At 71.1% G+C, this 25208-nt stretch carries 23 protein-coding genes; 12 read left to right on the forward strand and 11 right to left on the reverse strand.

Annotation, left to right across the window (positions count from 1 at the left end; genetic code table 11):
- Positions 1-10: 10 nt before the first annotated feature.
- From ACFW9Z_RS25190 to clpS, 3 genes are all read right to left on the reverse strand, one after another.
- Entirely contained in the window at positions 11-1456 is a 1446-nt protein-coding gene (locus ACFW9Z_RS25190) for an amino acid permease (protein WP_384644678.1), read from the reverse strand.
- 334 nt (positions 1457-1790) lie between these two features.
- Positions 1791-2402 (reverse strand): DUF2017 domain-containing protein, encoded by a 612-nt coding sequence (locus ACFW9Z_RS25195; RefSeq protein WP_384644680.1) that lies wholly within the window; start codon positions 2400-2402, stop codon positions 1791-1793.
- A 48-nt stretch (positions 2403-2450) separates the two neighbouring features.
- A complete protein-coding gene (gene clpS, locus ACFW9Z_RS25200; RefSeq protein WP_031125181.1) occupies positions 2451-2768 on the reverse strand; it encodes an ATP-dependent Clp protease adapter ClpS in 318 nt (105 codons plus the stop codon).
- A 79-nt stretch (positions 2769-2847) separates the two neighbouring features.
- Here clpS and ACFW9Z_RS25205 point away from each other — a divergent pair, with 79 nt between their 5' ends.
- Together ACFW9Z_RS25205 and ACFW9Z_RS25210 are read left to right on the forward strand one after the other, a co-directional pair.
- Positions 2848-4176 (forward strand): nicotinate phosphoribosyltransferase, encoded by a 1329-nt coding sequence (locus tag ACFW9Z_RS25205; RefSeq protein ID WP_384644682.1) that lies wholly within the window; start codon positions 2848-2850, stop codon positions 4174-4176.
- A 188-nt stretch (positions 4177-4364) separates the two neighbouring features.
- Positions 4365-4961 carry an isochorismatase family protein gene (locus tag ACFW9Z_RS25210; RefSeq protein WP_384644684.1) on the forward strand — a complete coding sequence of 199 codons (597 nt, stop codon included), beginning with the start codon at positions 4365-4367 and terminating at the stop codon, positions 4959-4961.
- 60 nt (positions 4962-5021) lie between these two features.
- Here ACFW9Z_RS25210 and ACFW9Z_RS25215 read toward each other — a convergent pair whose 3' ends face one another.
- Positions 5022-5417 (reverse strand): hypothetical protein, encoded by a 396-nt coding sequence (locus ACFW9Z_RS25215; RefSeq protein WP_384644686.1) that lies wholly within the window; start codon positions 5415-5417, stop codon positions 5022-5024.
- 124 nt (positions 5418-5541) lie between these two features.
- The gene (locus ACFW9Z_RS25220; protein ID WP_384644688.1) at positions 5542-7953 is read right to left on the reverse strand and encodes an immune inhibitor A domain-containing protein; all 2412 of its coding nucleotides are present in this window, start codon (positions 7951-7953) and stop codon (positions 5542-5544) included.
- A gap of 397 nt (positions 7954-8350) precedes the next feature.
- On the opposite strand from ACFW9Z_RS25220, the gene ACFW9Z_RS25225 reads away from it, so the two are divergent.
- Positions 8351-8686 (forward strand): hypothetical protein, encoded by a 336-nt coding sequence (locus ACFW9Z_RS25225; RefSeq protein ID WP_384644690.1) that lies wholly within the window; start codon positions 8351-8353, stop codon positions 8684-8686.
- Positions 8687-8789: 103 nt separating this feature from the next.
- On the opposite strand, the gene ACFW9Z_RS25230 is transcribed toward ACFW9Z_RS25225, so the two are convergent.
- Together ACFW9Z_RS25230 and ACFW9Z_RS25235 are read right to left on the reverse strand one after the other, a co-directional pair.
- Complete coding sequence (locus ACFW9Z_RS25230) at positions 8790-9476, reverse strand: RDD family protein (RefSeq protein WP_384644691.1); 687 nt, start codon at positions 9474-9476, stop codon at positions 8790-8792.
- Between the two features lie 147 nt (positions 9477-9623).
- Positions 9624-11369, reverse strand: coding sequence for an RDD family protein (locus ACFW9Z_RS25235; protein ID WP_384644693.1), 1746 nt, complete (start codon positions 11367-11369; stop codon positions 9624-9626).
- Between the two features lie 248 nt (positions 11370-11617).
- On the opposite strand from ACFW9Z_RS25235, the gene ACFW9Z_RS25240 reads away from it, so the two are divergent.
- Positions 11618-12100, forward strand: coding sequence for an SsgA family sporulation/cell division regulator (locus ACFW9Z_RS25240; protein WP_384644695.1), 483 nt, complete (start codon positions 11618-11620; stop codon positions 12098-12100).
- A 35-nt stretch (positions 12101-12135) separates the two neighbouring features.
- On the opposite strand, the gene ACFW9Z_RS25245 is transcribed toward ACFW9Z_RS25240, so the two are convergent.
- Positions 12136-13503, reverse strand: a complete 1368-nt coding sequence (locus ACFW9Z_RS25245) for an FAD-binding oxidoreductase (protein WP_384644697.1) — start codon at positions 13501-13503, stop codon at positions 12136-12138.
- A gap of 97 nt (positions 13504-13600) precedes the next feature.
- Here ACFW9Z_RS25245 and ACFW9Z_RS25250 point away from each other — a divergent pair, with 97 nt between their 5' ends.
- Positions 13601-15388 carry a tetratricopeptide repeat protein gene (locus ACFW9Z_RS25250; protein WP_384644699.1) on the forward strand — a complete coding sequence of 596 codons (1788 nt, stop codon included), beginning with the start codon at positions 13601-13603 and terminating at the stop codon, positions 15386-15388.
- 102 nt (positions 15389-15490) lie between these two features.
- On the opposite strand, the gene hppD is transcribed toward ACFW9Z_RS25250, so the two are convergent.
- The gene (gene hppD / locus ACFW9Z_RS25255; protein WP_384644701.1) at positions 15491-16636 is read right to left on the reverse strand and encodes a 4-hydroxyphenylpyruvate dioxygenase; all 1146 of its coding nucleotides are present in this window, start codon (positions 16634-16636) and stop codon (positions 15491-15493) included.
- Positions 16637-16758: 122 nt separating this feature from the next.
- Here hppD and ACFW9Z_RS25260 point away from each other — a divergent pair, with 122 nt between their 5' ends.
- The 7 genes from ACFW9Z_RS25260 (at position 16759) to ACFW9Z_RS25290 (ending at position 23440) form a co-directional block, all read left to right on the forward strand.
- Entirely contained in the window at positions 16759-17232 is a 474-nt protein-coding gene (locus ACFW9Z_RS25260) for an Lrp/AsnC family transcriptional regulator (RefSeq protein WP_384644703.1), read from the forward strand.
- A 76-nt stretch (positions 17233-17308) separates the two neighbouring features.
- A complete protein-coding gene (locus tag ACFW9Z_RS25265) occupies positions 17309-17956 on the forward strand; it encodes an ABC transporter permease (RefSeq protein WP_030567765.1) in 648 nt (215 codons plus the stop codon).
- On the forward strand, positions 17949-19208 hold the full coding sequence (locus ACFW9Z_RS25270) for a betaine/proline/choline family ABC transporter ATP-binding protein (protein WP_384644705.1): 1260 nt from the start codon (positions 17949-17951) through the stop codon (positions 19206-19208). The genes ACFW9Z_RS25265 and ACFW9Z_RS25270 overlap by 8 nt, the downstream gene beginning before the upstream one ends.
- Positions 19205-20128 (forward strand): ABC transporter permease, encoded by a 924-nt coding sequence (locus ACFW9Z_RS25275; protein WP_384644707.1) that lies wholly within the window; start codon positions 19205-19207, stop codon positions 20126-20128. Before ACFW9Z_RS25270 ends, ACFW9Z_RS25275 begins: the two co-directional genes overlap by 4 nt.
- An 86-nt stretch (positions 20129-20214) precedes the next feature.
- Complete coding sequence (locus ACFW9Z_RS25280) at positions 20215-21105, forward strand: glycine betaine ABC transporter substrate-binding protein (protein WP_384644742.1); 891 nt, start codon at positions 20215-20217, stop codon at positions 21103-21105.
- Between the two features lie 78 nt (positions 21106-21183).
- Entirely contained in the window at positions 21184-21792 is a 609-nt protein-coding gene (locus tag ACFW9Z_RS25285; protein WP_384644709.1) for an ArsR/SmtB family transcription factor, read from the forward strand.
- Positions 21793-22000: 208 nt separating this feature from the next.
- Positions 22001-23440, forward strand: coding sequence for an MFS transporter (locus tag ACFW9Z_RS25290; RefSeq protein ID WP_384644711.1), 1440 nt, complete (start codon positions 22001-22003; stop codon positions 23438-23440).
- Here the strand turns inward: ACFW9Z_RS25290 and ACFW9Z_RS25295 are convergent.
- Together ACFW9Z_RS25295 and ACFW9Z_RS25300 are read right to left on the reverse strand one after the other, a co-directional pair.
- On the reverse strand, positions 23400-24188 hold the full coding sequence (locus tag ACFW9Z_RS25295; RefSeq protein ID WP_384644713.1) for a S16 family serine protease: 789 nt from the start codon (positions 24186-24188) through the stop codon (positions 23400-23402). The two genes, ACFW9Z_RS25290 and ACFW9Z_RS25295, sit on opposite strands and share 41 nt — an antisense overlap.
- Before the next feature lie 92 nt (positions 24189-24280).
- Positions 24281-24925 (reverse strand): helix-turn-helix domain-containing protein, encoded by a 645-nt coding sequence (locus ACFW9Z_RS25300; RefSeq protein ID WP_366387086.1) that lies wholly within the window; start codon positions 24923-24925, stop codon positions 24281-24283.
- Positions 24926-25208 lie beyond the last annotated feature (283 nt).

The raw sequence follows: 25208 nt of genomic DNA on the forward strand, positions 1-25208 counted from the left end.
CGAGCCGGGGTCAGCGCTTGGCGAAGGCGGTGTTCTCCGGGTTGCGCGACTTGAGCACCAGGTAGGAGACGCCGAGGGCGAGCGCCCAGAGCGGGGCGCAGTACAGCGAGATCCTGGCCTCCGCGTCGATCGCCATCATCACGATGACCAGACCGATGAAGGCGAGCGCGAACCAGCTGGTGTACGGGGCGCCCGGGGCCTTGAACGAGGAGTGCGGCAGCATGCCCGCGTCGGCGAGGCGGCGGTAGCGGATCTGGCTGATCAGGATCATGATCCAGGCCCACATGCCGGAGATCGTCGCGAAGGAGACGACGTAGTGGAACGCCTCGCCCGGCCACTGGTAGTTGATCCAGACGCCGACCAGCATCAGGGCGGCGGAGAAGGTCGTACCGACGAGCGGCAGGCCGTTCTTCGTCAGCTTGGTGAAGGCGCGCGGGCCCTGTCCGTTCATGGCCAGGTCGCGGAGCATACGGCCGGTGGAGTACATGCCGGAGTTGCAGGAGGAGAGCGCGGCGGTCAGGACGACGAAGTTGACGATGGCGGCGCCGATGCCGAGGCCCATCTCCTCGAAGGCCTTCACGAACGGCGATACGCCCGGCTTGAAGGTGGACCAGGGCACGACCGACAGGATCATGATCAGCGCGCCGACGTAGAAGACGGCGATGCGCCACGGCACGGTGTTGATGGCCTTGGGCAGGACGGTCTTGGGGTCCTTGGACTCCCCGGCGGTGACGCCGACGAGTTCGACGGCGAGGAAGGCGAACATGACGATCTGGAGCGTCATCAGCATGCCGCTGATGCCGTTGGGGAAGAACCCGCCGTCGTTCCAGAGGTTGGAGACGGTCGCGGTGTCACCCGCGTCCGAGAAGCCGATGGTCAGGACGCCGGCACAGATGAGGATCATGCCGACGATCGCGGTGACCTTGACCATGGAGAACCAGAACTCCAGCTCACCGAAGAGCTTCACGGAGATCAGGTTGGCGCCGTACAGAATGACGGTGAAGACGAGTGCGGACAGCCACTGCGGAATGTCCCACCAGTACGTCATATAGGTGGCGGCGGCGGTGACTTCGGTGATTCCGGTGACGACCCAGAACAGCCAGTACGTCCAGCCGGTCACGAATCCGAAGAAGGGGCCGATGAATTCCCGGGCGTACTCCGAGAAGGAGCCGGAGACCGGGCGGTACATGAGGAGTTCGCCCAGGGCCCGCATGATGAAGAAGATGACCAGGCCCGCGAGGCAATAGGCCAGGATGAGGCTGGGTCCGGCCCGGTCGATCGCTTTGCCCGCGCCGAGGAAGAGCCCGGTGCCGATGGCTCCGCCGATGGCGATCATCTGGATCTGACGGGCTCCCAGACCGCGCTGGTACCCCTCGCCACCGGTCGCGTCCTCCCCGGTGTCCGTGCCGGGCCTTCCGCTGTCGGCCTGTCCCTCGTCGACCTGAGCCGATGTCATGTGTGATGCGCCTTTCTCCACGCCGATCCGCGCCGTACAGGCTGCGGATCAGGTCCTGATCCCCCCGGATATGGATGGAGTGCCGCCGGCGTTCGGCCGGCTGTGGCGACCCCGGGAACAGGGGTGGCGTCCCCGGGCGATCGTGAAGATTTATCACGGCCGTCACAGGACACCATGGGACATTCTGTGGCGCATCCCACAGGCAAAAGGGGACAAGGAACTCCATCCAGAGCGAATGCCGCCTATGACTTGGCAGGATCATTACCCGGATCTGAGCGTCCGTTGAGCGAACGGAGTACGCGCGGAGGGTGGCGCGGGGCGCTGGCGGCGCCGATTACGGCATCAGTGTTTCGACGAGCGTTTCCTGGAGCGCGCCGAGCCAGAGATAGGCCATCACCATGGGCTTGCGCGGGTCGCTGTCGGGGAGCCGGTAGAGCGAGCCGTCCTCGCCCTCGTCCTCGTCGGAGACCTCCAGCCGGGTGCCGATGGTGAGTCGCAGATCGTTGAGCGAGCCGAGCCAGGAGCGGCACTCCACGGCGGTGAGGGTGAGCACGGCTCCGCCGTCCCCGGCGGAGGCGAGGGAGTCGAGGGTCCGTACGACGGTGAGGGCGTCCTCGCGCTTGCGGGAGCGCAGGTCGTTCTCGGTGAAGCGGCGGAACTCGGCGGACAGCTCCCGCAGCTCCTCCTCGGACTTCTCCTCGGGGGCGGCCCCGTCGGGACCCCCGTACGCGTCCGGGAAGAGCCGGGCCAGGGCCGGGTCGGAGGGCGGCTTGCTGGGGCCCTCCGCGAAGAGCGCGGCGAGCGGGTCCTCGCCGTCGGCGGGCGTGTCGCCCGGGCCGATCAGTTCGAGCAGCTGCACGGCGAGGGAGCGCAGGATCGAGATCTCGACCTCGTCGAGCGCGACGGCCGCGCCGCCGCCCGGGGTGGCCTCGAAATGGCCGGCCATGGATTCTCCGATGGTGGGTCGAACGGGGCAGGGGCGCTGAGGGGGTTGCTAGTTGCGGTCCTGGGTGAGGGTGGCCCACAGCCCGTAACCGTGCATGGCCTGGACGTCGCGCTCCATCTCCTCGCGGCTCCCGCTGGAGACGACGGCGCGGCCCTTCTGGTGCACGTCGAGCATGAGCTTGTGCGCCTTGTCCTTCGGGTAGCCGAAGTAGGCCTGGAAGACATAGGTCACATAGCTCATGAGATTGACCGGGTCGTTGTGGACGAGCGTCACCCACGGGACGTCCGGCTCGGGGACCGCGAAGGTCTCCTCGGCCGAATCAGGACGTTCGATCTCTACGGGGGTAGCAACGCTCACCTGTCCCATGCTGCCACCCGGGCGGGCCCGGCGCACAAACGGACCCCACATCTCGTCACTCTGACGAATAGGGGGTAGCATCCCAGCCATGAACTCAGCGGACCTCGGGCGACGGGTCGGCGTTCCGTCGACCGCGCTCTTTACCGACCAGTACGAGCTGACCATGGTGCAGGCGGCCCTCAAGGCGGGCACCGCCGGCCGGCACTCCGTCTTCGAGGCGTTCACCCGCCGGCTGCCCGAGGGGCGGCGCTACGGAGTCGTCGCGGGCACCGGGCGGGTGCTGGACGCGGTGGAGAACTTCCACTTCGACGACGAGATGATCGGCTTCCTGCGCCAGCAGGACATCGTGGACGAGCCGACCCTCGAATGGCTGGCCGACTACCGCTTCGGCGGGGACATCTGGGGCTACCCGGAGGGCGAGGTGTACTTCCCGGGCTCGCCCGTCCTGCGGGTGGAGGGGTCCTTCGCCGAGTGCGTGCTGCTGGAGACGGTGATCCTCTCGATCCTCAACCACGACTCCGCGATCGCGGCCGCCGCCTCGCGGATGTCGGCCGCGGCCGGGGGGCGCAGGCTGATCGAGATGGGGGCGCGCCGGACGCACGAGCTGTCGGCGGTGGCCTCGGCGCGCGCGGCGTACGTCGGCGGGTTCGACGCGACCTCCGACCTGGCGGCCGGGTTCCGGTACGCGATCCCGACCGTGGGCACCAGCGCGCACGCCTTCACCCTGCTGCACGACACGGAGCGGGACGCGTTCCGGGCGCAGGTGGACTCGCTGGGGCGGGGGACGACGCTGCTGGTCGACACGTACGACGTGGCCGAGGCGGTGCGGGCGGCGGTGGAGATCGCGGGGCCCGGGCTCGGGGCCGTACGGATCGACTCCGGGGACCTGCTGCTGGTCGCGCACCGGGTGCGGCAGCAGCTGGACGAGCTGGGGGCGACGGGCACGAAGATCGTGGTGACCTCGGACCTGGACGAGTACGCGATCGCCTCGCTGGCGGCCGCGCCGGTGGACGCGTACGGGGTCGGCACCCAGCTCGTCACCGGGAGCGGGCACCCCACGTGCTCGATGGTCTACAAGCTGGTGGCCCGGGCCGGATCGGCGGAGCCGGATGCTCCGCTGGTGCCGGTGGCGAAGAAGTCGCTGGGGGCGAAGTCGTCGGTGGGGGGTCGCAAGTGGGCGGCGCGCCGGGTCGACGAGCACGGGGTGGCCGAGGCCGAGGTGATCGGGACCGGGGCGGTACCGGAGGAGCTGGCGGGGCGGGAGCTGCTGGTGGAGCTGGTGCGGGGCGGTTCGGTGGTGGCGCGGGAGCCGTTGGAAGCGGCTCGGGAGCGGCACGTCGTGGCGCGGGGTGGATTGCCGATGTCGGCGGTGCAGTTGTCGCGGGGGGAGCCGGTGATCGGGACGGAGTACGTGTGAGGGCAGGGCCCGGCCCGGAAGGTGCGGGCTCCCCACCGCGGGGTTCCGTCCTCGAACGCCGGACGGGCCGGAGCGGGCCGAGTGGGTAGGGGTTGATTGTCAGGCCCTAGTCTCTACGCTCGATGCCATCCCCGTGAACCATGAACGCTGGACATCACCGCTCTCCCCACACCTTAAGGACACCCGCCATGCACCGCGCATTGATCGTCGTGGACGTTCAGAACGACTTCTGCGAGGGCGGCAGCCTCGCGGTGGCGGGTGGTGCCGATGTCGCCGCCGCCATCACCGACCTCATCGGTGAGGCCCAGCCCGGCTACCGGCACGTGGTCGCCACCCGGGACCACCACGTCGACCCCGGCGACCACTTCTCCGAGACCCCGGACTTCGTGGACTCCTGGCCCGTGCACTGCGTCGCCGGGACCGAGGGCGTCGGGTTCCACCCGAACTTCGCGCCCGCCGTCGCCTCCGGGGCCATCGACAGCGTGTTCGACAAGGGCGCCTACTCGGCCGCGTACAGCGGTTTCGAGGGCGCCGACGAGAACGGCACCGGCCTCGCCCAGTGGCTGCGCGACCGGTCCGTCACCGAGGTGGACGTGGTCGGTATCGCCACCGACCACTGCGTACGGGCCACCGCCCTGGACGCGGCCCGTGAGGGCTTCGTCACCCACGTGCTGCTCGACCTGACCGCCGGGGTCTCCCCGGCGACCACCGAGCGGGCCCTGGAGGAGCTCCGGACGGCGGGCGTGAAGCTCTCCGGGAAGCCGGTCGTGGCGGAGGCCCTGTAGCCGTCCGCGAGACCCCCGGACGGCCACTGGGCAGCCCCCGACCGGCCCGCCCGTTCGCCCCTACGCCGCCGGGCGGGCCGGTCCCGCGTGTCCCGCCGGGCCCAGCAGGGCCCTGATCGGGTGCCACAGCTCCTGGGCCGCCTGGAGCGACAGCTGCCCCTGCGGCGACTGGCCGGGCGCGTCCGGCGGCGCCGCCCGCCACAGCAGGCCGTCCGGGTGGTGCAGCACCGCCGTGATCTCGTCCGGGGTGGGCGGCCGGTCGTTGCCGCGCAGGTACACCGCCCGCAGCCCCAGGTTGCGCAGCCTGGTCAGGGCGCGCGCCCGGTTCGCCGCGTGGACCAGGACCCGTACCGGGGCCCCGGGCCCCGTTCCCGTACCGCCGGACGGTGGTCCGGTGAGGGTCAGCGCCACCACCACCGTGCCGTTCGGCAACCTGCAGAAACCTCCGCCTGCCATGATCCGCACTCCCCCGTGAGACGTCGTGTCAATAAGGATGTGAACAAGACGCACCTAAACACGATCGGCCGCCGCCCGCTAGAGGGCGACGGCCGATCATGCTCTGACCTGCGGCGTTACCGGATCATCGGCCCGAGGGGCTGACCAGCACGGTCATCGAGGAGCCGCTGAGCGGTTCCAGGACGATGGAGATGCGGGTGTTCGTGTCAGAAACCTTGACACTGCCCGTCGGGTTCTCCTTGTACCAGTAGGTCCCCTTGCGGTCGTCGAAGACCGGGTTGCCCAGCGAGGGCTGGATCTTCAGCGGCACGTCCTTGTTGTGGAGCGTGAAGCCCTTGTTCGGGTACCAGCTGAACGGGGCGTCGAACGGCTGGATCTTGTTGCGTACGATCGTGCCGTCCTTCCACTTGAGCGGCTTGGCGTGCGCGTCGACCGGCAGGATCAGACCCTGGCCGGGGTGGACCGAGGTGTTGTTGTCCTTCTGGGAGGTGTCCCAGAGCCAGATCAGCAGACCGGTCTGGTACGCGTAGTGCTCGACCCAGCTCGGACGGGTGGTGGCGAAGCCGAAGTTGTACGGGCCGACCTTGAGGGTCTCGTCGTACGACACGTACTGGCGGTTCTCCGCGATGTAGTACTGCGGGTAGTCCTTCGCGAACGACTCGCCGATCCGCGAGAAGCCCTTCGAGGCCCAGCCGTTGTCGTCGCCCTCGGCGTTGTCCGAGAAGAGCGTGGCGCCGTCGGCCGTGATGGTGATCTCGTCGGCCGTGAAGCCCTTGCCGCCCGCGCCGCCGTCCGTCTGGTAGCGGAAGCGGAGGTCGACCTTCTTGCCCGCGTAGGCGTCCAGGGAGTAAGAGAGCTTCTTGTACGCGCCCGAGACGTCGGTCAGCGCCGGCTTGTCGCTGGCGTCGCGCGGGATGGCCTGGCCGTCGGCGGTGCCGTCGAGCGCGGTCCAGCTGCTGCCGCCGTTGTCGGACACCTCGGTGTAGAGGTAGTCGTAGTCGGCCTCGATGTCGTACCAGCCCGAAAGGTCCAGCGTGGCCGAGGACTTGCCGGTCAGGTCGACCGAACGGGTCAGGGTGTTCGACAGGTTGTCGCCCTGGTCGCTCCACCACTGCTTGGTGCCCTGGGCGGGCTTGACGACGGTGGTGGTGACGGACTTGGCGGGCAGCTCGACGACGAGCGCCTGCGGGTCCTTGGTGTTGTACGCCGAGACGCCCAGCTTGTGCAGCGAGGTCTTGCCCGCCTTGGCCGTGTCGAAGTCGAGCCAGCCCAGCTGGAGCTTGTCCCACGAGGTCATGTCGCCCGGCAGGTCACCGATCTCGCCCTTGCCGGTGCCGAGCCAGGAGCCCGCCGACATCAGGGACCAGAAGCCGACCGAGTTCTCGCCGCCGCCGGAGGTGTCGTACAGGTCCGGCAGGCCGAGGTCGTGGGCGTACTCGTGGGCGAAGACGCCCAGGCCGCCGTTCTCGGGCTGCACGGTGTAGTCACCGACCCAGACGCCCGTGTCACCGATCTGCGCGCCACCGGCCTTGTTGTACTCCGGGCCGGTCGCACCCGCGTTGGTGCCGTACGCGTACCAGCGGTGCGCCCAGATGGCGTCGCCGCCCTGCGCGCCGCCGCCGGCCGACTCGTCCTCACCGGCGTGGACCAGCTGGAAGTGGTCGATGTAGCCGTCCGGCTCGTTGAAGTCGCCGTCGCCGTCGTGGTCGTAGCGGTCCCACTGGTCGTACTCGGCCAGGGCCGCCTTGATCTGCGCGTCCGTGCGGCCCTGGGCCTTCTGGTCCCTGACCCAGGCGTTGACGCCGTCACGGACCGCGTCCCACACGTTGGCGCAGTTGGACTGGCCGCAGTAGTTGGAGCCGTAACGGGCCTCGTTGTAGTCGACCTTCACCCAGTCGGAGACCGTGCCCTCGACCGAGTAGCGGCCCGAGGAGGTCTTCTCGTAGTAGGTCTTGAGCGAGTGGACGCCCTTGCCCTCGCCGAAGTACAGCTTCTCGAAGTGCGCCCGGTTGTAGTCGGCCTTCCAGGCGGTGCTGTTGTCCTTCTTCGGGTCCGGCTTGGCGATCTCGTTGTGCGCCGGGCCGGGGGTGCCGCCGTACTTCTTGATGGGCGGCTTGGGGCCGTCGCCGTCCGGGTCGAACATGGTCGTGTCGTCGACCTTGTCCCCGAACTCCAGCAGGATGGTGAAGATCTTGTCGGTCTTCTCCCGGCCGAGCTCCACGTACTTCTTGTCGCCGAGCTTGACGACCTTGGAGCCACTCCGGTTCGTCACCTTCTTGTCCCCGGCGAGCACCTGCTCCAGCGCGGCCTCCCGCTGCGCTGCCTGCTGCTCGCTGAAGGGACCTTCGAGGTTGTGCTCCACGTGCCCCTTGCCGGGCGCCGGGTCATGGCGGTCGACGGTGGGAGCCGCGGAAGCGGCGGGAGCTGACGTGGTGTCATGCGCCTGGGCGGTGGCGAAGGTCGACGCCGTCGCTGCGGTGGCGGCCATGGCCACGACAACAGCGGCGGTGCGAAGAGCCCGTCTCTGATTGGTCACTTGATTGCAGTCCTCCCCGGGCGTCCGCGCAGCGGCCAGGGGGGTATGGAGAGGGCCGCGCGCGCAACGCGTCACAAGTGACGACATTCGATCGGAGTTGCGAGAGAAAAGACAGACCTTGACTTGAACAGACCAAGTGCACTATGCAGGAGCGCTCTTCCGGTATGCGGACAGGATCGCCCCCAACAGGCGCGCCGTACCGTCCGGTTGATGAGAGGCGTGACTCCGTGCGCCCCCTGTGCACCGGTACCGTGGGTTAGGTCACGCTTACTACCGGTCCCGGTCGGGCATCCACCGTCGTAGGGTCGGAAGGCGCCGGGGGGTGTCCTGACCGGCAAGACACCCCCAACGTGCCGACCGCCCCGCCCCATCCGACGTCCCGAGGACGGAAACCGCCATGCCGCGTCCGACTGCCGCACAGCTCGTCTACGGTTCGGCCACCGTCGTCTGTACGACCCTCGCCCTGCTGCTGCTCTCCGGTACGGAATCGGGGATCGGGGTGGCCCTCAGCGCCGCCGCCGCGCTCGCGCTCGGCGTGTTCGTGGCCGTACGCCTGCCCCAGCCTCAGCCCCAGCCCCGCCCCGGGCAGAGCGCGCGGCTCCACGCGGCGCACCCGGGAGCGGCCGTCGCGCACCACGCGGTGGACGGGACCGGAGCCCGGCAGCGGGTCCCGGCCGCCCGTCCCGCGCAGCGGGCGGAGCAGCGGGCGGGTGAGCACTCGCTGCGCCGCTGAGCGACCGGCGACACCGGGACCCGGCACACCGGGGCGGTCGGACCGGCGGACGCCTCCGCCCGACCGCCCTGCGGCCTGCCTTCCTGCCTGCCTGCCTTCCTTCCTACCCGGCCGAGACCACCACGGTCTTGCCCGCCTTGTCCTGGAGCCCCTGCCGGTAGGGCTTGTCGGTGAACATCAGCACGATGTTGATCAGCCACCACAGGCACGGGCAGCACAGCAGCGCCGGGGCCCAGAGGACGGCCGCGCGCATCAGCGACGAGCTGACATCGGGCACCCGGCCGTCGTTGAGCATGGCCACGCGCAGCTTCAGCAGCCGCTTGCCCAGGGTGCGGCCGTCCTTCTGGGTGAAGTAGGTGTCGTACGCGATGTAGACGACCAGGCCGATCAGCGACCACAGGAACTGGTGGCCTGTGTAGGAGTTGCTGATCGCGTCGCCGAACCCGTCACCGTCGTCGGTGGTCACGTCGACCGCGCCGCCCCACGGCAGCGAGATCAGGTACAGCGGGATCGAGATGATGAGGAAGTCGATCAGCCGCGCCAGGATCCGCCTGCCCGGCTCGGCGAGCGGCGGCATCCCAGCCAGCGGGTCCGGTGCCCCGAAACCCCCGCCGCTTCCGTACGGGTCGTTCGGCGGGGGCGGCGGAGGGGGCGGCGCACTCCCGTACGGCGGCTGGCCGAACGGCGGCTGACCGTCTGACGGCGGCGGAGGCGGAGGCTCCTGCGGCTTCTTGAGGAACGGATCGTCGTCCTCGGGCGGCTGGCCGGGCGTCGGCTGGTCGTTGCTCATGGGGGCAGTGCATCCCGGGCCACCGGGGGCCGCAACGGCTCAGGTGCGTTCGGGGGACGCGGGGCGGCATACGAGTTTACGGCGGGCCTCCGGAAGCCGCCCGCTCAGCCGTCCGGCCTCCTGTGGCGGGCCCTGAAAGCCGCCCGCTCAGCCCGCCACGAAGGTGCGGGCCGCCTTGTCGTGCCAGCACTGACGCCAGGGGCGGTCGACCAGGCACCAGAACACGTTGACCACGCCGATGACGAGCAGCCCCAGCACCCCGTAGACCAGCCAGCGGCGCAGGGCAGCGCCCAGCGTGGGCGCGTCGTGGGACTCGATGTCCCGTACGTCGAGCCCGAAGAGCTTCTTGCCGAGCGTCCGGCCCCACTTGGCGGTGGGCAGCGCCTCCAGGAGGAAGCCGATGAGGAGGAAGGCCGCGAGCAGGGCCCCCAGCAGCGCCCCGGTGGTGGAGTCCAGCAGCCAGACGGTGACGGTCTCGCCGGTCTGCTTGGCCGCGGTGATCTTCCGGTCGATGTGGTCCAGCGCCCGGGTGGTCAGGGGGACGGCCACCGCACCCACGACCGCACCGAGCACCAGGTTGTCGACCAGCCGGGCGGCGAACCGCTTGCCGAGCCCGGCGGGCCTGGCCGAGGTCTGGGCGCGGACGAGCTGCTGGAAGGGGTCGTCGGCCGCCGGGGGCTTCCAGGGCACGACGGGCTGGTCCGCCCCCGCCGCCCCGGAACCGGACTGGGCGAAGGGGGGCTGCTGTTGCTGGGGCGGGAGGGGGTGAGGCGCGGGCTGCGGCTGGTTCGCCTGTTGCTGCTGGTGCTGGTGCTGGTGCTGTTGCGGCTGGGGTGCCTGGTGCTGGGACGCCTGTTGCTGGTGTGCCTGCTGCTGCGGTTCGGGCTGGGCCAGTTGGTGGACCTGCTGCGCCCAGGAGGCCGAACCGCCGCCGGGGCCCGGGGTGAGCGGGGTGTGGAGAGCCGCCGGAGGTACGGGGGTGGGTGCGGCGGCCTCGGGAGCCTGGACCGGTCCCTGCCGCGCCTCCTGGGAAGCGGGGGCGGGGGCGGGGGCGGAAGCCTGCTGCGCCTGGGCCGGGAGGGGCTGGGCCGTGGCCGCCGGGGCCTGCGCCGGAAGCGGCCGGGGCTCGGAGGCCGGTACGGGGCTCGGCCCCTGCGCCACGCCCACGTTCTGCGGCCCCTGCGGCGTACCGGCGTTCGACTGTACGGCGTTCGCCTGTGCCGCGTTCGGCGGTACGGGGCCGGGCTGCGGGGCACTCCCCCGTACGGCGTTCGGCGGTACGGCACCGGCCCGCGGGCCCACCGCGCGGATCGTGACCGTCCCCTCGGTCGGCGGACGCGCCCCCGCCTCCTCCGCCGCCCGGCCGTCCCCGCCGTCCCGCATCCCCGGCAGCGCGCCGCCGGTCGGGTCCTGGGCGAGGGACGCCCTCGGGTCGGCGGGGCCCCCGGCGGGCTCCGGTGCCGGGCCACCGCCCCAGGAGACCCGGCGGTCCCGCTCGCCGCCGAAGCCGGTCTGGCGCGCGGAGTCCGCCTGCCAGACGGACCCGGCGTCGGAGCGGTCGGCGGCGGGGTCGCCCGAACTGTCCGGCAGCCCCTCCTCCTCGTCGAAGAAGATCGGCCCGGTCTCCTCCACCGGCCCGGCCTGCGAACCGGCCTGCGGAGCGGGGGCAGGGGCAGGGGCAGGAACGGAAGCAGGGCCGGAAGCGGAGGCGGGCGCGGGCGCGGGAGCAGGGGCTGCGGAGGGCGCCGGAGCGGGCTGCTGGGGCGCGGGCCTGCTCGTACCGGGAACCCAGGACGCCCCGTTCCAGTACCGGACGTAACCGGGGATGGAGGGGTCGGGGTAGTAGCCCTCGCGGGGGCTTTCGTCACCGGGTGCCGGAGTTGGCGCGCTCATCAGCGGGTCCCGTATCTCTTCGAGGCCTCAGGCCGTTCGGCGCCGGGAGGGCGGACGGCCTCAATACAAGGGTCCACATCTATCAGACCGGCACGTATCCCCGGGCCGGTCCGCCTGTTTGGGACCACTTTCGCGGCGGATCGAAGTTTTTTTGAGAAGTCGCGTAATAGGTGGCGGGGAGGGCGCTCTCTCCTTGTGCGGGACGGTCACGGGACCGTCCCACGAGCACCGGAAGGTCGTGCATTCTCATGATGAACATCGTGGAACGTGAGCTGGAGCTGAAGCTCGTCCTGTCCCCCGAGCGGTCCATCCCGGTACCCGCCCGGCTGACGTACCGCACGGACGACCCGTACGCCGTGCACATCGCCTTCCACATCGGCTCCGAGTCGCCCGTGCACTGGACGTTCGCCCGGGAGCTGCTGGTGGAAGGGGTGTTCCGGCCGTGCGGGCACGGGGACGTACGGATCTGGCCGACGAAGATCGACAACCGGAGCGTGATCTGCGTGGCCCTCACCTCCCCCGACGGCAACGCCCTCCTGGAGGTGCCCTCGGCCGCCGTGGCCGCCTGGGTGGAGCGGACCCTGCGCATCGTGCCGCCGGGCACCGAGGCCGACCGGCTCGGGATCGACGAGGCGCTGGCGGAGCTGCTGGCCCCGCTGCCCGCGGACGACCTGTGGCTGAGCGACCCGTGGTCGGCGGACGAGTCGCCGTCCCAGGACGGTGAGGCGTGAGGGCCCCCGTAAGAGGCGGGTGCGCAGCGGGTGTTCTAGAAGAGCTTGCCGGGGTTGAGGAGGCCGAGCGGGTCGAAGGCGGCCTTGATGCCGCGCTGCAACTCGATACCGGTCTCGCCCAGTTCGCGGGCGAGCCACTCCTTCTTGAGGACGCCGACGCCGTGTTCGCCCGTGATGGTCCCGCCCAGCTCCAGGCCGAGCGCCATGATCGCGTCGAAGGACTCGCGGGCCCGGCGGGACTCGTCGGGGTCGGTGTGGTCGAAGCAGACGACGGGGTGGGTGTTGCCGTCGCCCGCGTGCGAGCAGACGCCGATGGTGAGGTCGTACCGCTCGGCGATGGCCGCCGTGCCCGCGAGCATCGCGCCGAGCCGCGAGCGCGGTACGCAGACGTCGTCGATCATCGTGGCGGACTTGACGGCCTCCAGCGCGGTGAGCGACATCCGGCGGGCCTGGAGGAGGAGTTCGGACTCGGCCGCGTTGTCGGCCGGGACCACTTCGGTGGCGCCCGCCGCCGTGCAGAGCGCTCCGACGGCGGCGAGGTCGGCCGCCGGGTCCGGGGTGTCGAAGGCGCAGAGGAGGAGCGCCTCGGTGGACTCGGGCAGCCCCATGGAGGCCAGTGCGTTGACGGCACGCACGGTCGTCCGGTCCATCAGTTCGAGGAGTGACGGCGTGTGACCGCGCTCCATGATCCGGCACACAGCGTCACAGGCGGCGGCTGCCGAGGGGAACTCGGCGGCGAGGACGAGCTGCTGCGGAGGCCGCGGCTTGAGCGCGAGGACGGCTTTGACGACGATCCCGAGACTGCCCTCGGAGCCGACGAGGAGCCGGGTGAGGTCGTACCCGGCGACGCCCTTGGCCGTGCGACGGCCGGTGGTCAGGAGCCGCCCGTCGGCGAGGACGACGTCGAGACCGAGGACGTACTCGGCGGTGACCCCGTACTTCACGCAGCACAGGCCGCCGGAGGCCGTGCCGATGTTGCCGCCGATGGTGCAGGTCTCCCAGCTGGAGGGGTCCGGCGGGTAGTACAGGCCGTGTTCGTTCACCGCGCGTGACAGCACCGCGTTGATGACGCCCGGCTCGACGACGGCGATCCGGTCGACCGGGCTGATCTCCAGGATCCGGTCCATCTTCACCAGGGAGAGCACGATGCAGCCGTCCGAGGCGTTGGCCGCGCCGGACAGGCCGGTACGGGCGCCCTGCGGGACCACCGGGACGCGCAGCGCGGTGGCGGTGCGCATGACGTGCTGGACCTGCTCGACCGTGCGCGGGAGGACGACGACGGCCGGGGTACCCGCCGCGCAGAAGCTCGCCATGTCGTGGGCGTAGGCCCCGGTGACGTCCGGGTCGGTGATCAGGGCCTCGGCGGGAAGGCCCGTGCGCAGGCGTTCGAGAAGATCGCTCATGGTTCCAGCGTGGCACTCGGGGCCAAAGGTGTGAACCCGTCGGCGGCAGCGATCCCAAGGCGCGGTGTGCTCGTATGACTGACGCACAGTGATGGCCATGGATGTCATGCCCCAGCAGGATCCCGAGTCCCGCCGGCCGCCCGAGCCGTCCCCGTACGGCGCCGGGGCGCGCGATGCGATGTCCGGTGCGGAGCCGGGCGCGGAGCCCGGCGCGCTGTCCGGAGCGGAGCCCTCCGTGCCGCCCGCCGAAGGCGCCACCGCCGTACCGCCGCCTCCTCCCACGCTGCGGACGACCCTGCGCCGGGCCGCGTTCGGGGCGGTGGCGGCGGGCGTGCTGCTGGCCGGGGCGCTGGTGGCCGTACCGGACCGGGGGCGGGACGCGCCGAAGGAGCCGGGGCCGGTGGAGCGGGCCGAGGCGGCGGCGACCGCGGGCTCCCCCGCCTCGCTCTCGGACCTGACCGCGCTGATCGGGGACCGGCAGCAGTGGGTGGAGGCCCACCCGCAGGACGCGCCCTCGTGGGCGACGCTCGGTTCGGCGTACGTGGAGTGGGGGCGGCGCTCGGCGGACGCGGCGTACTACGGGCGCGCGGAGGAGGCGCTGAAGCGTTCGCTGGAGGCTCAGCCGGGTGAGCGGGGCAACGGGGAGGCGTGGGTGGGGATGGCGGCCCTGGCCAACGCACGGCACGACTTCCTGGCGGCGAAGCGGTGGGGCGAGACGGTGCGGAAGCAGGACCCGAAGAGCTGGCGGGTGTACCCGGTCCTCATCGACGCGTACACCGGCCTCGGCGACCACAAGGCGGCGACCGGGGCGACGGAGAAGTTCGGCGAGCTGCGCAAGGGCGTCCCTGCCCTGGCCCGCACCGCCGACCTCTACCGCAGCCAGGGCTGGCGCGAGGACGCCCTGGCCACCGCCCGCGAGGCCGCCGACCGGGCGACGACGCCCGCCGAGAAGGCCGAGGCGCTGCACCGGCTGGGCGAGCTGGCCTGGGAGCGGGGCGAGCCGGAGGAGGCGGTGGCGCAGTTCGACGCGGCGCTGCGCACGGAGTCCGGCCACCACGCGTCGCTGGCGGGCCGGGCCCGGGCGCTGGTGGCGCTGGACCGCACCGACGAGGCGCTGGCCGCGTACCAGAGCGCCGTCACCAAGCTCCCGCGCCCGCTGTACGTCCTCGAACTGGGCGAGCTGTACGCGTCCATGGAGCTCGACGGGGACGCGCGGAGCCAGTACGAGAAGCTGGCCGGGCTGCTGGCTCAGGCGAAGGAGGCCGGGGTCGACGAGTCGGTGATCCAGGCCCGGTACGAGAGCGACCACGGGGACCCGGAGGTGGCGGTGGAGCTGCTGCGGGCCCAGTGGAAGAAGCAGCACCGCAGCGCGGCGGTGGCGGACGCGCTGGGCTGGGCGCTGCACCGGGCGGGCCGGTCCGAGGAGGGCCTGGAGTACGCGCAGCGGGCGGTGGACACGGGCGTGCGGAACGCCTCGTACGCGTACCACCTGGGCGTGATCGAACGGGAGCTGGGACAGTACGGACCGGCCCGCCGCCACTTGGAGGAGGCGCTGCGCACCAACCCGGCCTTCTCCCCGCTGGACGCGCCGAAGGCCCGGGAGGCGCTGGAGGCGCTGGGCGAGCCGCCGCCGGGCGGTCCGGGGGAGGTGCGGCCACCGGCCCCGCCCGCACCGCCGGCCCCTGAGCCGAAGCCGGAGACGAAGCCGGAGCCGGAGCGGGAGACCAGGCCCGAGCCGAAGCAGGAACCGGAGCAGGAGCCGAAGCGGGAGTCCCCCGAGCCCGAGGCCCCGGCGCCCGCCCCTTCGCAGTCGGCCCCCGCCCCGTCGAAGGCGGCCCCGAGCAGCCCGGCGGCGGTGGAGGCCGACGCGCCGAAGTCTCCGTAGCTCTCCGCCGGAAACGGCATACGCCACCGCGGTCCGGGGTGCTGCCCCGGGCCGCGGTGGCGTATGTGGGAGGTTCGGGAGCGGTTCAGGAACCGGGGAGGCTCAGAGGTTGCCGCGCTTCTCCTGCTCGCGCTCGATCGCCTCGAACAGGGCCTTGAAGTTGCCCTTGCCGAAGCCCATGGAGCCGTGGCGCTCGATCATCTCGAAGAAGACGGTCGGGCGGTCCTGGACCGGCTTGGTGAAGATCTGGAGCAGGTAGCCGTCCTCGTCGCGGTCGACCAGGATCTTGAGCTCGCGCAGGGTCTCGACCGGCACCCGGGTCTCCCCGGCCCACTCGCCGAGGGTGTCGTAGTACGAGTCGGGGGTGTCCAGGAACCGCACACCGGCCGCGCGCATCGAGCGGACCGTGGCGACGATGTCGTTGGTGGCGAGCGCGATGTGCTGGACGCCGGCGCCGCCGTAGAACTCCAGGTACTCGTCGATCTGCGACTTCTTCTTCGCGATCGCCGGCTCGTTGATCGGGAACTTCACCTTCAGCGTGCCGTCGGCGACGACCTTCGACATCAGGGCGGAGTACTCGGTGGCGATGTCGTCGCCCACGAACTCCTTCATGTTGGTGAAGCCCATGACCTCGTTGTAGAAGCCGACCCACTCGTTCATCCGGCCGAGCTCGACGTTGCCGACGCAGTGGTCGATGGCCTGGAAGGTTCGCTTGGCGGGCGGCTCGACGATCGGGTCGGCGGCGACGAAGCCGGGGAGGTAGGGGCCGTCGTAGCCGGAGCGCTCCACCAGGGTGTGGCGGGTCTTGCCGTACGTGGCGATGGCGGCGAGGACGACCGTGCCGTTCTCGTCCTTGACCTCGTGCGGCTCGGTGAGGCCGCGGGCCCCGTGCTCGACGGCGTACGCGTAGGCGGCGCGGGCGTCCGGGACCTCGATGGCGAGGTCGATGACGCCGTCACCGTGCGCGGCGACGTGGTCGGCGAGGAAGGTGCCCCACTCGGTGGACGCCTTGATCACGGAGGTGAACACGAAGCGGGCGGAGCCGTTGGCCAGAACGTAACTCGCGGTCTCGCGGCTGCCGTTCTCCGGTCCGGAGTAGGCCACGAGTTTCATGCCGAAGGCGGTCGAGTAGTAGTGCGCGGCCTGCTTGGCGTTGCCCACGGCGAAGACGACCGCGTCCATTCCCTTGACCGGGAAGCGGTCGGCCTGCGCTGCGGTGTCAGGGCTGGTGTGCAGAGTCTCAGTCATGTTCGAAGGCTCTCCCCGCATCGCAAGGTGCGCAATAGTTTGCGCATTCTCTGGTCAATATGCACAGTCGATCGCCATGATGGCCGGACTATCTGTACAGGCTGACCACTGGAGGCGGGCCCATGGCGATCGATCATCTGGACGGCCGGCTCATCGTGCTGCTCGCGCGTGAGCCGCGGATCGGCGTCCTCGAAGCATCCCGGCGGCTCGGCGTGGCGCGCGGGACGGTGCAGGCGCGGCTGGACCGTCTTCAGTCGAATGGCGTCATCCGCGGCTTCGGCCCGGACGTCGACCCGGCGGCGCTCGGCTACCCGGTCACCGCGTTCGCGACGCTGGAGATCAAGCAGGGCCAAGGCGCCGACGTGCGGGCCCATTTGGGCGGCGTACCGGAGGTGCTGGAGCTGCACACCACGACCGGGCAGGGCGACATGTTCTGCCGGCTGGTGGCCCGCTCCAACGCCGACCTTCAGCGGGTGATCGACCGGGTTGTCGGATTTGATGGCATTGTCCGGGCCGCCACGGCGATCGTCATGGAGAACCCGGTTCCGCTGCGGATCATCCCGCTGGTGGAACAGGCGGCCCAGGACACCGACTGAGCGATCCGAGGGCCCGGAACGCCTGCTGAGCGATCCGAGGGCCGGAACGCCTGCTGAGAGCTTGAGGGAGTGCCGTGTGAGCTTCTGGGAGTATCTGAACACCCGCCACCAGCAGCTCCTCACGGACGCGTTCCAGCACGTCAGCGCGGTCTTCCAGTGCATGGTCATCGCCACCGTGCTGGGCGTGGTGATCGGGGTGGTGAGCTACCGCAGCGGCTGGGGCGGCTCGCTCGCGATCACCTCCACGGCGACGATCCTCACCATCCCCTCGCTCGCCGCGATCGGTCTGCTGATCCCGCTGGTGGGGCTGGGCGTCGCGCCGACCGTGATCACCCTGACGCTGTACGGGCTGCTGCCCATCGTCCGGAACTCCATCGTGGGGCTGCGGGGCGTCGATCCGGCGCTGGTGGACGCGGCGACGGGCATCGGGATGTCCCGGGTGGCGCGGCTCTGCCGGGTGGAGCTGCCGCTCGCCTGGCCGCCGATCCTGACCGGCATCCGGGTCTCCACCCAGATGCTGATGGGGATCGCCGCCATCGCCGCGTACGCCTCCGGGCCCGGCCTCGGCAACGAGATCTTCCGGGGCATCGCCTCGCTGGGCAGCGCCAACGCGATCAACCAGGTCCTCGCGGGCACGCTCGGCATCGTCGTGCTCGCCCTGCTCTTCGACGCCGCGTACGTCCTGCTGGGGCGGCTGACCATCCCGAGGGGGATCCGTGCCTGAGACCGAGACAGTCACCGCGGGCGGGGCGGCCGCCACCTCCGGGGCCACGATCCAGCTGGAGAACCTGACCAAGAGGTATCCGGGCAACCCCAACCCGGCCGTCGACAACGTCTCGATGGAGATCAGGGCCGGCGAGACCGTGATCTTCGTCGGCCCGTCCGGCTGCGGGAAGTCCACCACGCTGAAGATGATCAACCGGCTGATCGAGCCCTCTTCGGGCCGGATCAGGATCGGCGACGAGGACGTCACCGACATCGACCCGGTGAAGCTGCGCCGCAAGATCGGGTACGCGATCCAGTCCTCCGGCCTCTTCCCGCACATGACGGTCGCCGACAACATCGCCCTGGTCCCGAAGATGGTCGGCTGGTCCACGTCCCGGGTGAAGGACCGGGTGGAGGAGATGCTCGACCTGGTGGGCCTGGACCCGCGCGAGTTCCACGACCGCTATCCGCGACAGCTCTCCGGCGGCCAGCAGCAGCGCGTGGGCGTGGCGCGGGCGCTGGCCGCCGACCCGCCCGTCCTGCTGATGGACGAACCGTTCGGGGCGGTCGACCCGATCACCCGCGACCACCTCCAGGACGAGCTGATCCGGCTCCAGCACGAGCTGCACAAGACGATCGTGTTCGTCACCCACGACTTCGACGAGGCGATCAAGCTGGGTGACCGGATCGCGGTGCTGCGGGAGCACTCGCACATCGCACAGTTCGACACCCCCGAGGCGATCCTGACCAACCCGACGGACGACTTCGTCTCCGGTTTCGTGGGAGCGGGCGCGGCCCTGAAGCGCCTCAACCTCACCCGCGTACGGGATGTGGGCATCGCGGACTTCCCGACGGTGACGGTCGAGGACCCGCTCCAGACGATCTTCAACAAGCTGCGCAACGGCCCGCACAACGAGCTCCTGATGCTGGACCGGCGGAACCGCCCGTACAAGTGGCTGCGGCGCGGCGACCTGATGCGGGCGCGCGGTTCGCTGGCGCGGGCCGGGCAGCTGGTGCACGACACGGTGACCCGGGACGCCACGCTGCACGACGCGCTGGAGGCGGTGCTGACCGACAGCGGGGGGCGGGTCGCGGTGACCGGGCGGCGCGGCGAGTTCATCGGGGTCGTCGACATGAAGACGCTGATGGACAACGTGCAGGAGCTGCTGGAGGCCGACCGGCTGACCGCCATGGAGCACCAGCACGAGCTGGAGGAGCTGCGCGTCCACCGGACGGAACAGGAGCTGGAGGGGGGTGGCAGCGGAGTATGAGCCCCAGCCATCCGGCCGGCCCCGGCTCCGGTCCCGTCCCGGGCCCCGGTTCCGGCCCCGGTTCCGGCCCAGGTTCCGGCAAGGGCCCGGCCGCCCCCACCCGGCCGCCGGGCGAACACGACGTCAAGGGCCACGCGTTCCACGACGAGGAGAGCGACCCCTCCCCCGCCCCGGCCGCCCCGGCGCGCCGGATCACCTGGCGGAAACTGGTGGTCCTGCCCGCGGTGCTGGCGGTCATCCTGGTGATCACGTACATCTGGATCACCAACATCCACCTGGACTCCATCGCGGAGAACTCGCTCTCCGGCGGCAATGTGCAGCTGCGCTGGTGGCAGCACGTACGGCTGACGGCGATCTCCACCTTCTGGGTGCTGATCATCGCGATCCCGCTGGGCATCGCCCTCACCCGACGGCGGCTGCGCAGGGCCGCGCCCGCCTTCACGGCACTGGCCAATATCGGCCAGGCGACCCCGGCGATCGGTCTGCTGGCCCTGCTGGTGATCTGGCTGGGCATCGGACCCCGTACCGCGATCATCGGCATCGTGATCTACGCGGTGCTGCCGGTGCTCTCCAACACGGTGGCCGGATTGCGGGCGATCGAGCCGAACATGATCGAGGCGGCGCGCGGGATGGGGATGTCCGGACGGGGCGTCCTGATGAAGGTGGAGCTGCCACTCGCGGTGCCGCTGATCCTGGCCGGGGTACGTACGGCACTCGTCCTGAACGTGGGTACGGCGACGCTGGCCACGTTCGGCGGGGGCGGCGGGCTCGGCGACCTGATCACCTCGGGGATCCAGACACAGCGGATGCCGGTGCTGATCATCGGCTCGGTGCTGACGGTGGTGCTGGCACTGCTGGTGGACTGGCTGGCCTCGCTGGCCGAACTGGCGCTGACGCCGCGCGGGCTGGAGGAGCGGTGAGGACGACGACGTACGGTGCACGGGTCCTGGCGGCCGCGTCCTTGCTGCTGCTGGTGAGCGGCTGCGGGCTCAAGAGCGGTTCGCCGATGGTGGACGATGTCTCGCCGGGGTCGGTCGGGCAGGGTGAGCCGCTCAAGGGCGCCACGCTGACCGTGACCTCGAAGAACTTCAGCGAGAACATCATCCTGGGCCAGATGATCGGCCTGGTCTTCAAGGCGGCCGGGGCGGAGGTCCTGGACCGCACGAACCTGCCGGGCTCGATCAGCGCACGCGAGGCGATCATCAACGGCGACGCCGATGCGATGTACGAGTACACGGGCACGGCCTGGATCACCTACCTCGGCCACGAGGAGCCGATCGTCGCCCCGCAGAAGCAGTGGGAGGCGGTCCGGGACGAGGACCGGGGCAACGGGGTGGTCTGGCTGCCGCAGTCCACGCTCGACAACACCTACGCCCTGGCCATCAGCAAGAAGAACAACGCCCGGTACAAGCTGAGGACCCTCTCGGACGTGGCGGCCCTGGCGAAGAAGGACCCGGGCGCGGTGACGATCTGTGTGGAGAACGAGTTCGCCTCCCGTGACGACGGGCTGCCCGGCATGGAGAAGCGGTACGGGATGGACATCCCGGCCGCCAACATCCAGAAGATGGACGCCGGGATCATCTACACCCAGGTCTCCAAGTCCAACTCCTGCCTGCTGGGAGAGGTGTTCACCACCGACGGCCGGATCAAGGCCATGGACCTGGACGTGCTGGAGGACGACAAGCACTTCTTCCCCAACTACAACGCCGCCCCCGTCATCCACCGGGCCACCTTCGAGAAGTACCCGGAGATCGCGGACCTGCTGGACCCGGTCAGCCGGAAGCTGACGACGGAGGTCGCCCAAGTGCTGAACGCCAAGGTGGACGTGGACGGCGAGGACCCGCACGAGGTGGCGAAGGAGTGGCTGGTGGCGGAGGGGTTCATCGAGGAGGGGTGAGGGGGGCGGGGGCGAGCGGGCGGGAAGAGTTGCAAAGAAACCCTTGCAACAAACCCTTTGCAACTCTACGGTCGCAGCATGACGGAGAACGAGTCCGGCCGACGCGCCCCCGCCGGCCGGCAGAACATCCACAACGTCAACGTCCGTACGCTGCGCACCCTCGCGCACCCCCTGCGGATCCGACTGCTCGAAGCCTTGCGCGAGTTCGGCCCCGCCACCGCGTCCCAGCTGGGCGAACGGCTGAGTGAGTCGAGCGGCGCGACCAGCTACCACTTGCGCCAACTGGCGGAATCCGAGCTGGTGGAAGACGCCCCGGAGCTGGGCAAGGGCCGCGAGCGCTGGTGGCGGGCGGTGCACGACTCCTCGGCCATCGAGAGTGCGGACTTCCTCGGACACGCCGACCCCGAGGTGCGCGGTGCCATCGGCGTCGTCCTGCACGAGGTGGCCACCACCCACGCCCGGGAGCTGAGCACCTGGCTCGGCACGATGGGCGAATGGCCCGAGGAGTGGCGGCGCAGCTCGAACATGAGCAGCTTCAAGCTCCGCCTCACCCCCGAGCTGGCAAGGGAACTGGCGGAGGAGCTCCACGGCGTCGTGGAGAGCTACCGGGACCGCGTCCCGGAGGGCACCGAGGGTTCGGCGGTCGTACGGACTCATCTGCACGCCTTCCCCCGCCCTTCCGAATGACATCCGCACACGTTTCCCCGCTCCTCCGGATGAGCGGCGCACGCCAAGGGCCGACGGCCCGGAGGGAACCGGCCACGCACACCGGCATCCACCTCCTCCGGCCGCCCCGGAGCAGGCCGACAACGACCGGCGCCCACACGTTCCGTACGGCCTGGCCGGCCACGACGTCCGCACCACCCAGCCGACTGCCTCCGGGGGAAGCACGGCCATGAACCACAGCCACAGCCACCATCATCACCGCCACCGCCATCGCCGCCGCATGCCGCTCGCCGCCACGCTCGCGGCCAACTCCATCTCCACCGCCGGGACTTCACTCACCCTGATCGGCGTGCCCTGGTTCGTCCTGGAGACCACCGGCAGCGCGGGCCGGGCCGGTGTCGTGGCCTTCTGCGCCACCCTGCCGATCGTCGTCGCCGCGCTGATCGGCGGACCGGTCATCGACCGGATCGGCCGCCGCCGGGTCGCCATCGCCTCCGACACGGTCTGCGGCCTCGCCATCGCCGCGATCCCGCTGCTGCACCAGGTGGGCGCCCTCGAATTCTGGATGCTCTGCGCGCTGATGGCGCTGAACGGGTTCGCCCACACCCCGGGCAACACCGCCCGCTATGTCCTCATCCCCGACCTCGCGGAGCACGCGGGCACCACGCTCCCCCGCGCCGCGAGCCTCTTCGACGCGGTCTCGCGCGGGGCCAGGATGGTCGGCGCGGCGCTGGCCGGGGTCCTGATCGCCTTCGCCGGATCGGAGACCGTACTCCTCCTGGACGCGGCCACGTTCGGCCTCTCCGCACTGCTGGTCGCCGTCGGCGTACGGGGGGTGGGCGCGGCCGAACCGCGCAAGGACGGAGCACCCGTCTCCCTGCGCACGTACGGCACCGAACTCCGCGAGGGATACGCCCACTTGCTGGGCAACCGGCTGCTGCTGGCGATCGTGGTCATGGTGATGCTCATGAACGGCACCGACCAGGGCTGGTACGCCGTCCTGCTCCCGGTGCACGCCGAGGCCGAGTTGGGCGGAGCGCGGGACATCGGGCTGCTCACCGCGCTGTTCGGGGCGGGCGGACTGGCGGGGGCGCTGCTGTACGGGGCGGTGGGGCACCGCTTCCCCCGGCGGGCGGTGTTCACGGCCTGCGTGATCCTGTGCGGTGCGCCGCGCTTCCTGGTGGCGGCGGTGACGGGAACGACGCTGCCGCTCGCGGTGACCATGCTGCTGGGCGGGATCGCGGGCGGGGTGCTGAACCCGATCCTGACGACGGTGATCTACGAACGCGTACCGGACCGGCTGCGCAGCCGGGTCTCGGGGGCGCTGACCGCGGGCTGCGAGTTCGCGATGCCGCTGGGCGGTCTCGCGGCCGGGCTGCTGGTGGAGGGGATGGGCTCGTCGGGGGCACTGCTGGCGATGGGCGGGGTGTACTTCCTGGCGACGCTGAGCCCGCTGGTGTTCCCGTCGTGGCGGACGATGGAGGGGCAGGTGGGGACGGAACCGGCGGTGGAGGGGCCGACCGGGGAGGGCCCGGCAAAGGCGTCGGCCCGGGAGTCCTCCGTACCGATGGAGGAGAAGCGCCGGGAACTCTCCGTACCGTCCGAACCACCCCCACCGCCGGAGGGGATCAGCAGCTCGGCACCTTCCCGCCGTGCTCCAGGGCCTTGAGCGCGGCCACCGCCCCGTCCAGGGTCGTGACGGGGATCAGCCGCAGCCCGTCGGGCCGCTCGGCCTCCGCCTCCCGGCACTCGGCCTTCGGGACGAGGAAGACGGTGGCCCCGTCGCGGTGGGCGGCCTGGGTCTTCATGGAGACCCCGCCGACCGCGCCGACCTTGCCGTCCGCGGTGATCGTCCCCGTACCGGCGATGGTGCGGCCCCCGGTGAGGTCGCCGCCCTTCCCGTCGCCGTCGAGCTTGTCGATGATGCCGAGGGAGAGGAAGAGCCCGGCGCTGGGCCCGCCGATGTCCCCGAGATCCACGCTGACGCGCATCGCGCCGGGCGCGCGCTTCAGATGGTTCAGGGCGGCGTCGACGGCGACGTTCTGGGAGTCCTTCATGTCGTTCAGGTTGTGCTGCTCGATCTCCTGCTCGGAGCCGCCGGTCGGGTAGACGGAGTCCCGGGGCATGACCGCCCGGTCCGTACGGAACCAGCCGTCCAGCACATCGCCGATCCGGACGTCCGCCTTCGGGCCGGTGGCGACGATCGTGGTCATCCGCAGCTGCCCCGCGGTGGGCCGGGTCTCGGCGCCGGTGATGGTGATCACCGGCTTGCCGCGGTCCTTGCCGAGCACATCGGCGGTCACCCCGGGCTCCGCCAGGGTGAACGGGAGCGGCGCGAGGGCCGCCGTACCGAAGAGGGCGAGGACGGGCAGCGCGCAGAGGGCGAGCGCGCGGGGGCGCGAGAGACGAGTGAGCACCCGTCCAATCTAACCGCCGCACGCAGACGGAAACGCGCCCGGCGTACGCCCCCGACATGCCACTGCCGCGGGGGCGCCGCCGACGCGAGGCGCTACCGCAGGGCGTCCGCCACTTCCCGGGCGGCGTCGAGCACCCGGGGCCCGACCCGCTCCGGTACGGCGTCGGCGAGCATGACCACGCCGACGCTCCCCTCCACCCCCGACACCCCGACCAGGGGCGCGGCCGCCCCGCTGGCACCGGCTTCGAGCTCGCCGTGGGTGAGGGTGTAGCCGGGGTGGCCGGCCGTCGTCTGCTGACGGGCGGAGAGGATGGCCCGCCCCGCGGCCCCCCGGTCCAGCGGGTGCCGGAAGCCCGCCCGGTAGGCCACGTGGTAGTCGGTCCAGGTGGGCTCCACGACGGCGACCGCGAGGGCGTCGCTGCCGTCGACGAGCGTGAGGTGGGCGGTGGCCCCTATGTCCTCGGCCAGGGAGCGCAGCGCGGGCAGCGCGGCCTCCCGGACGAGGGGGTGCACCTGTCGGCCGAGGCGCAGCACGCCGAGCCCGACCCGGGCGCGGCCGCCCAGATCGCGGCGGACGAGGGCGTGCTGCTCCAGGGTGGCGAGCAGTCGGTAGACGACGGTCCGGTTGACGCCGAGTTTGTTGGACAACTCGGTGACGGTCAGGCCGTGATCGGTATCGGCGAGCAGTTTGAGGACCCGCAGTCCTCGGTCGAGCGTCTGGGAAGTCTCCGCTGTCACGACGCCCTCTCCTCTTCGGGTGAGCGACGACGGCCCTGCTCCGGGGGTTGCGACACCGGTCCCAGCGGCGACGCACGGAGAGGCCGCCGGTCTGGCCAAGGCACCGGCTGCGCTCCGCGGCGGCTCTGCCACGGGGCGTTCATATGGCGGGGACAGTAGCGAGCCAGTCCGCTCAGCGGAAGCCCTCGTCCAGAATCCGGGCGCTCCCCGGGGCGGGGCCTCGACCGTACGACATAACCGCCGGTCAGCGCGGTGGCGTCCGAAACGCGAACATCTACGCGCG

The sequence above is a fragment of the Streptomyces sp. NPDC059452 genome (genome assembly GCF_042750035.1).
Taxonomy (GTDB): Bacteria; Actinomycetota; Actinomycetes; order Streptomycetales; family Streptomycetaceae; genus Streptomyces.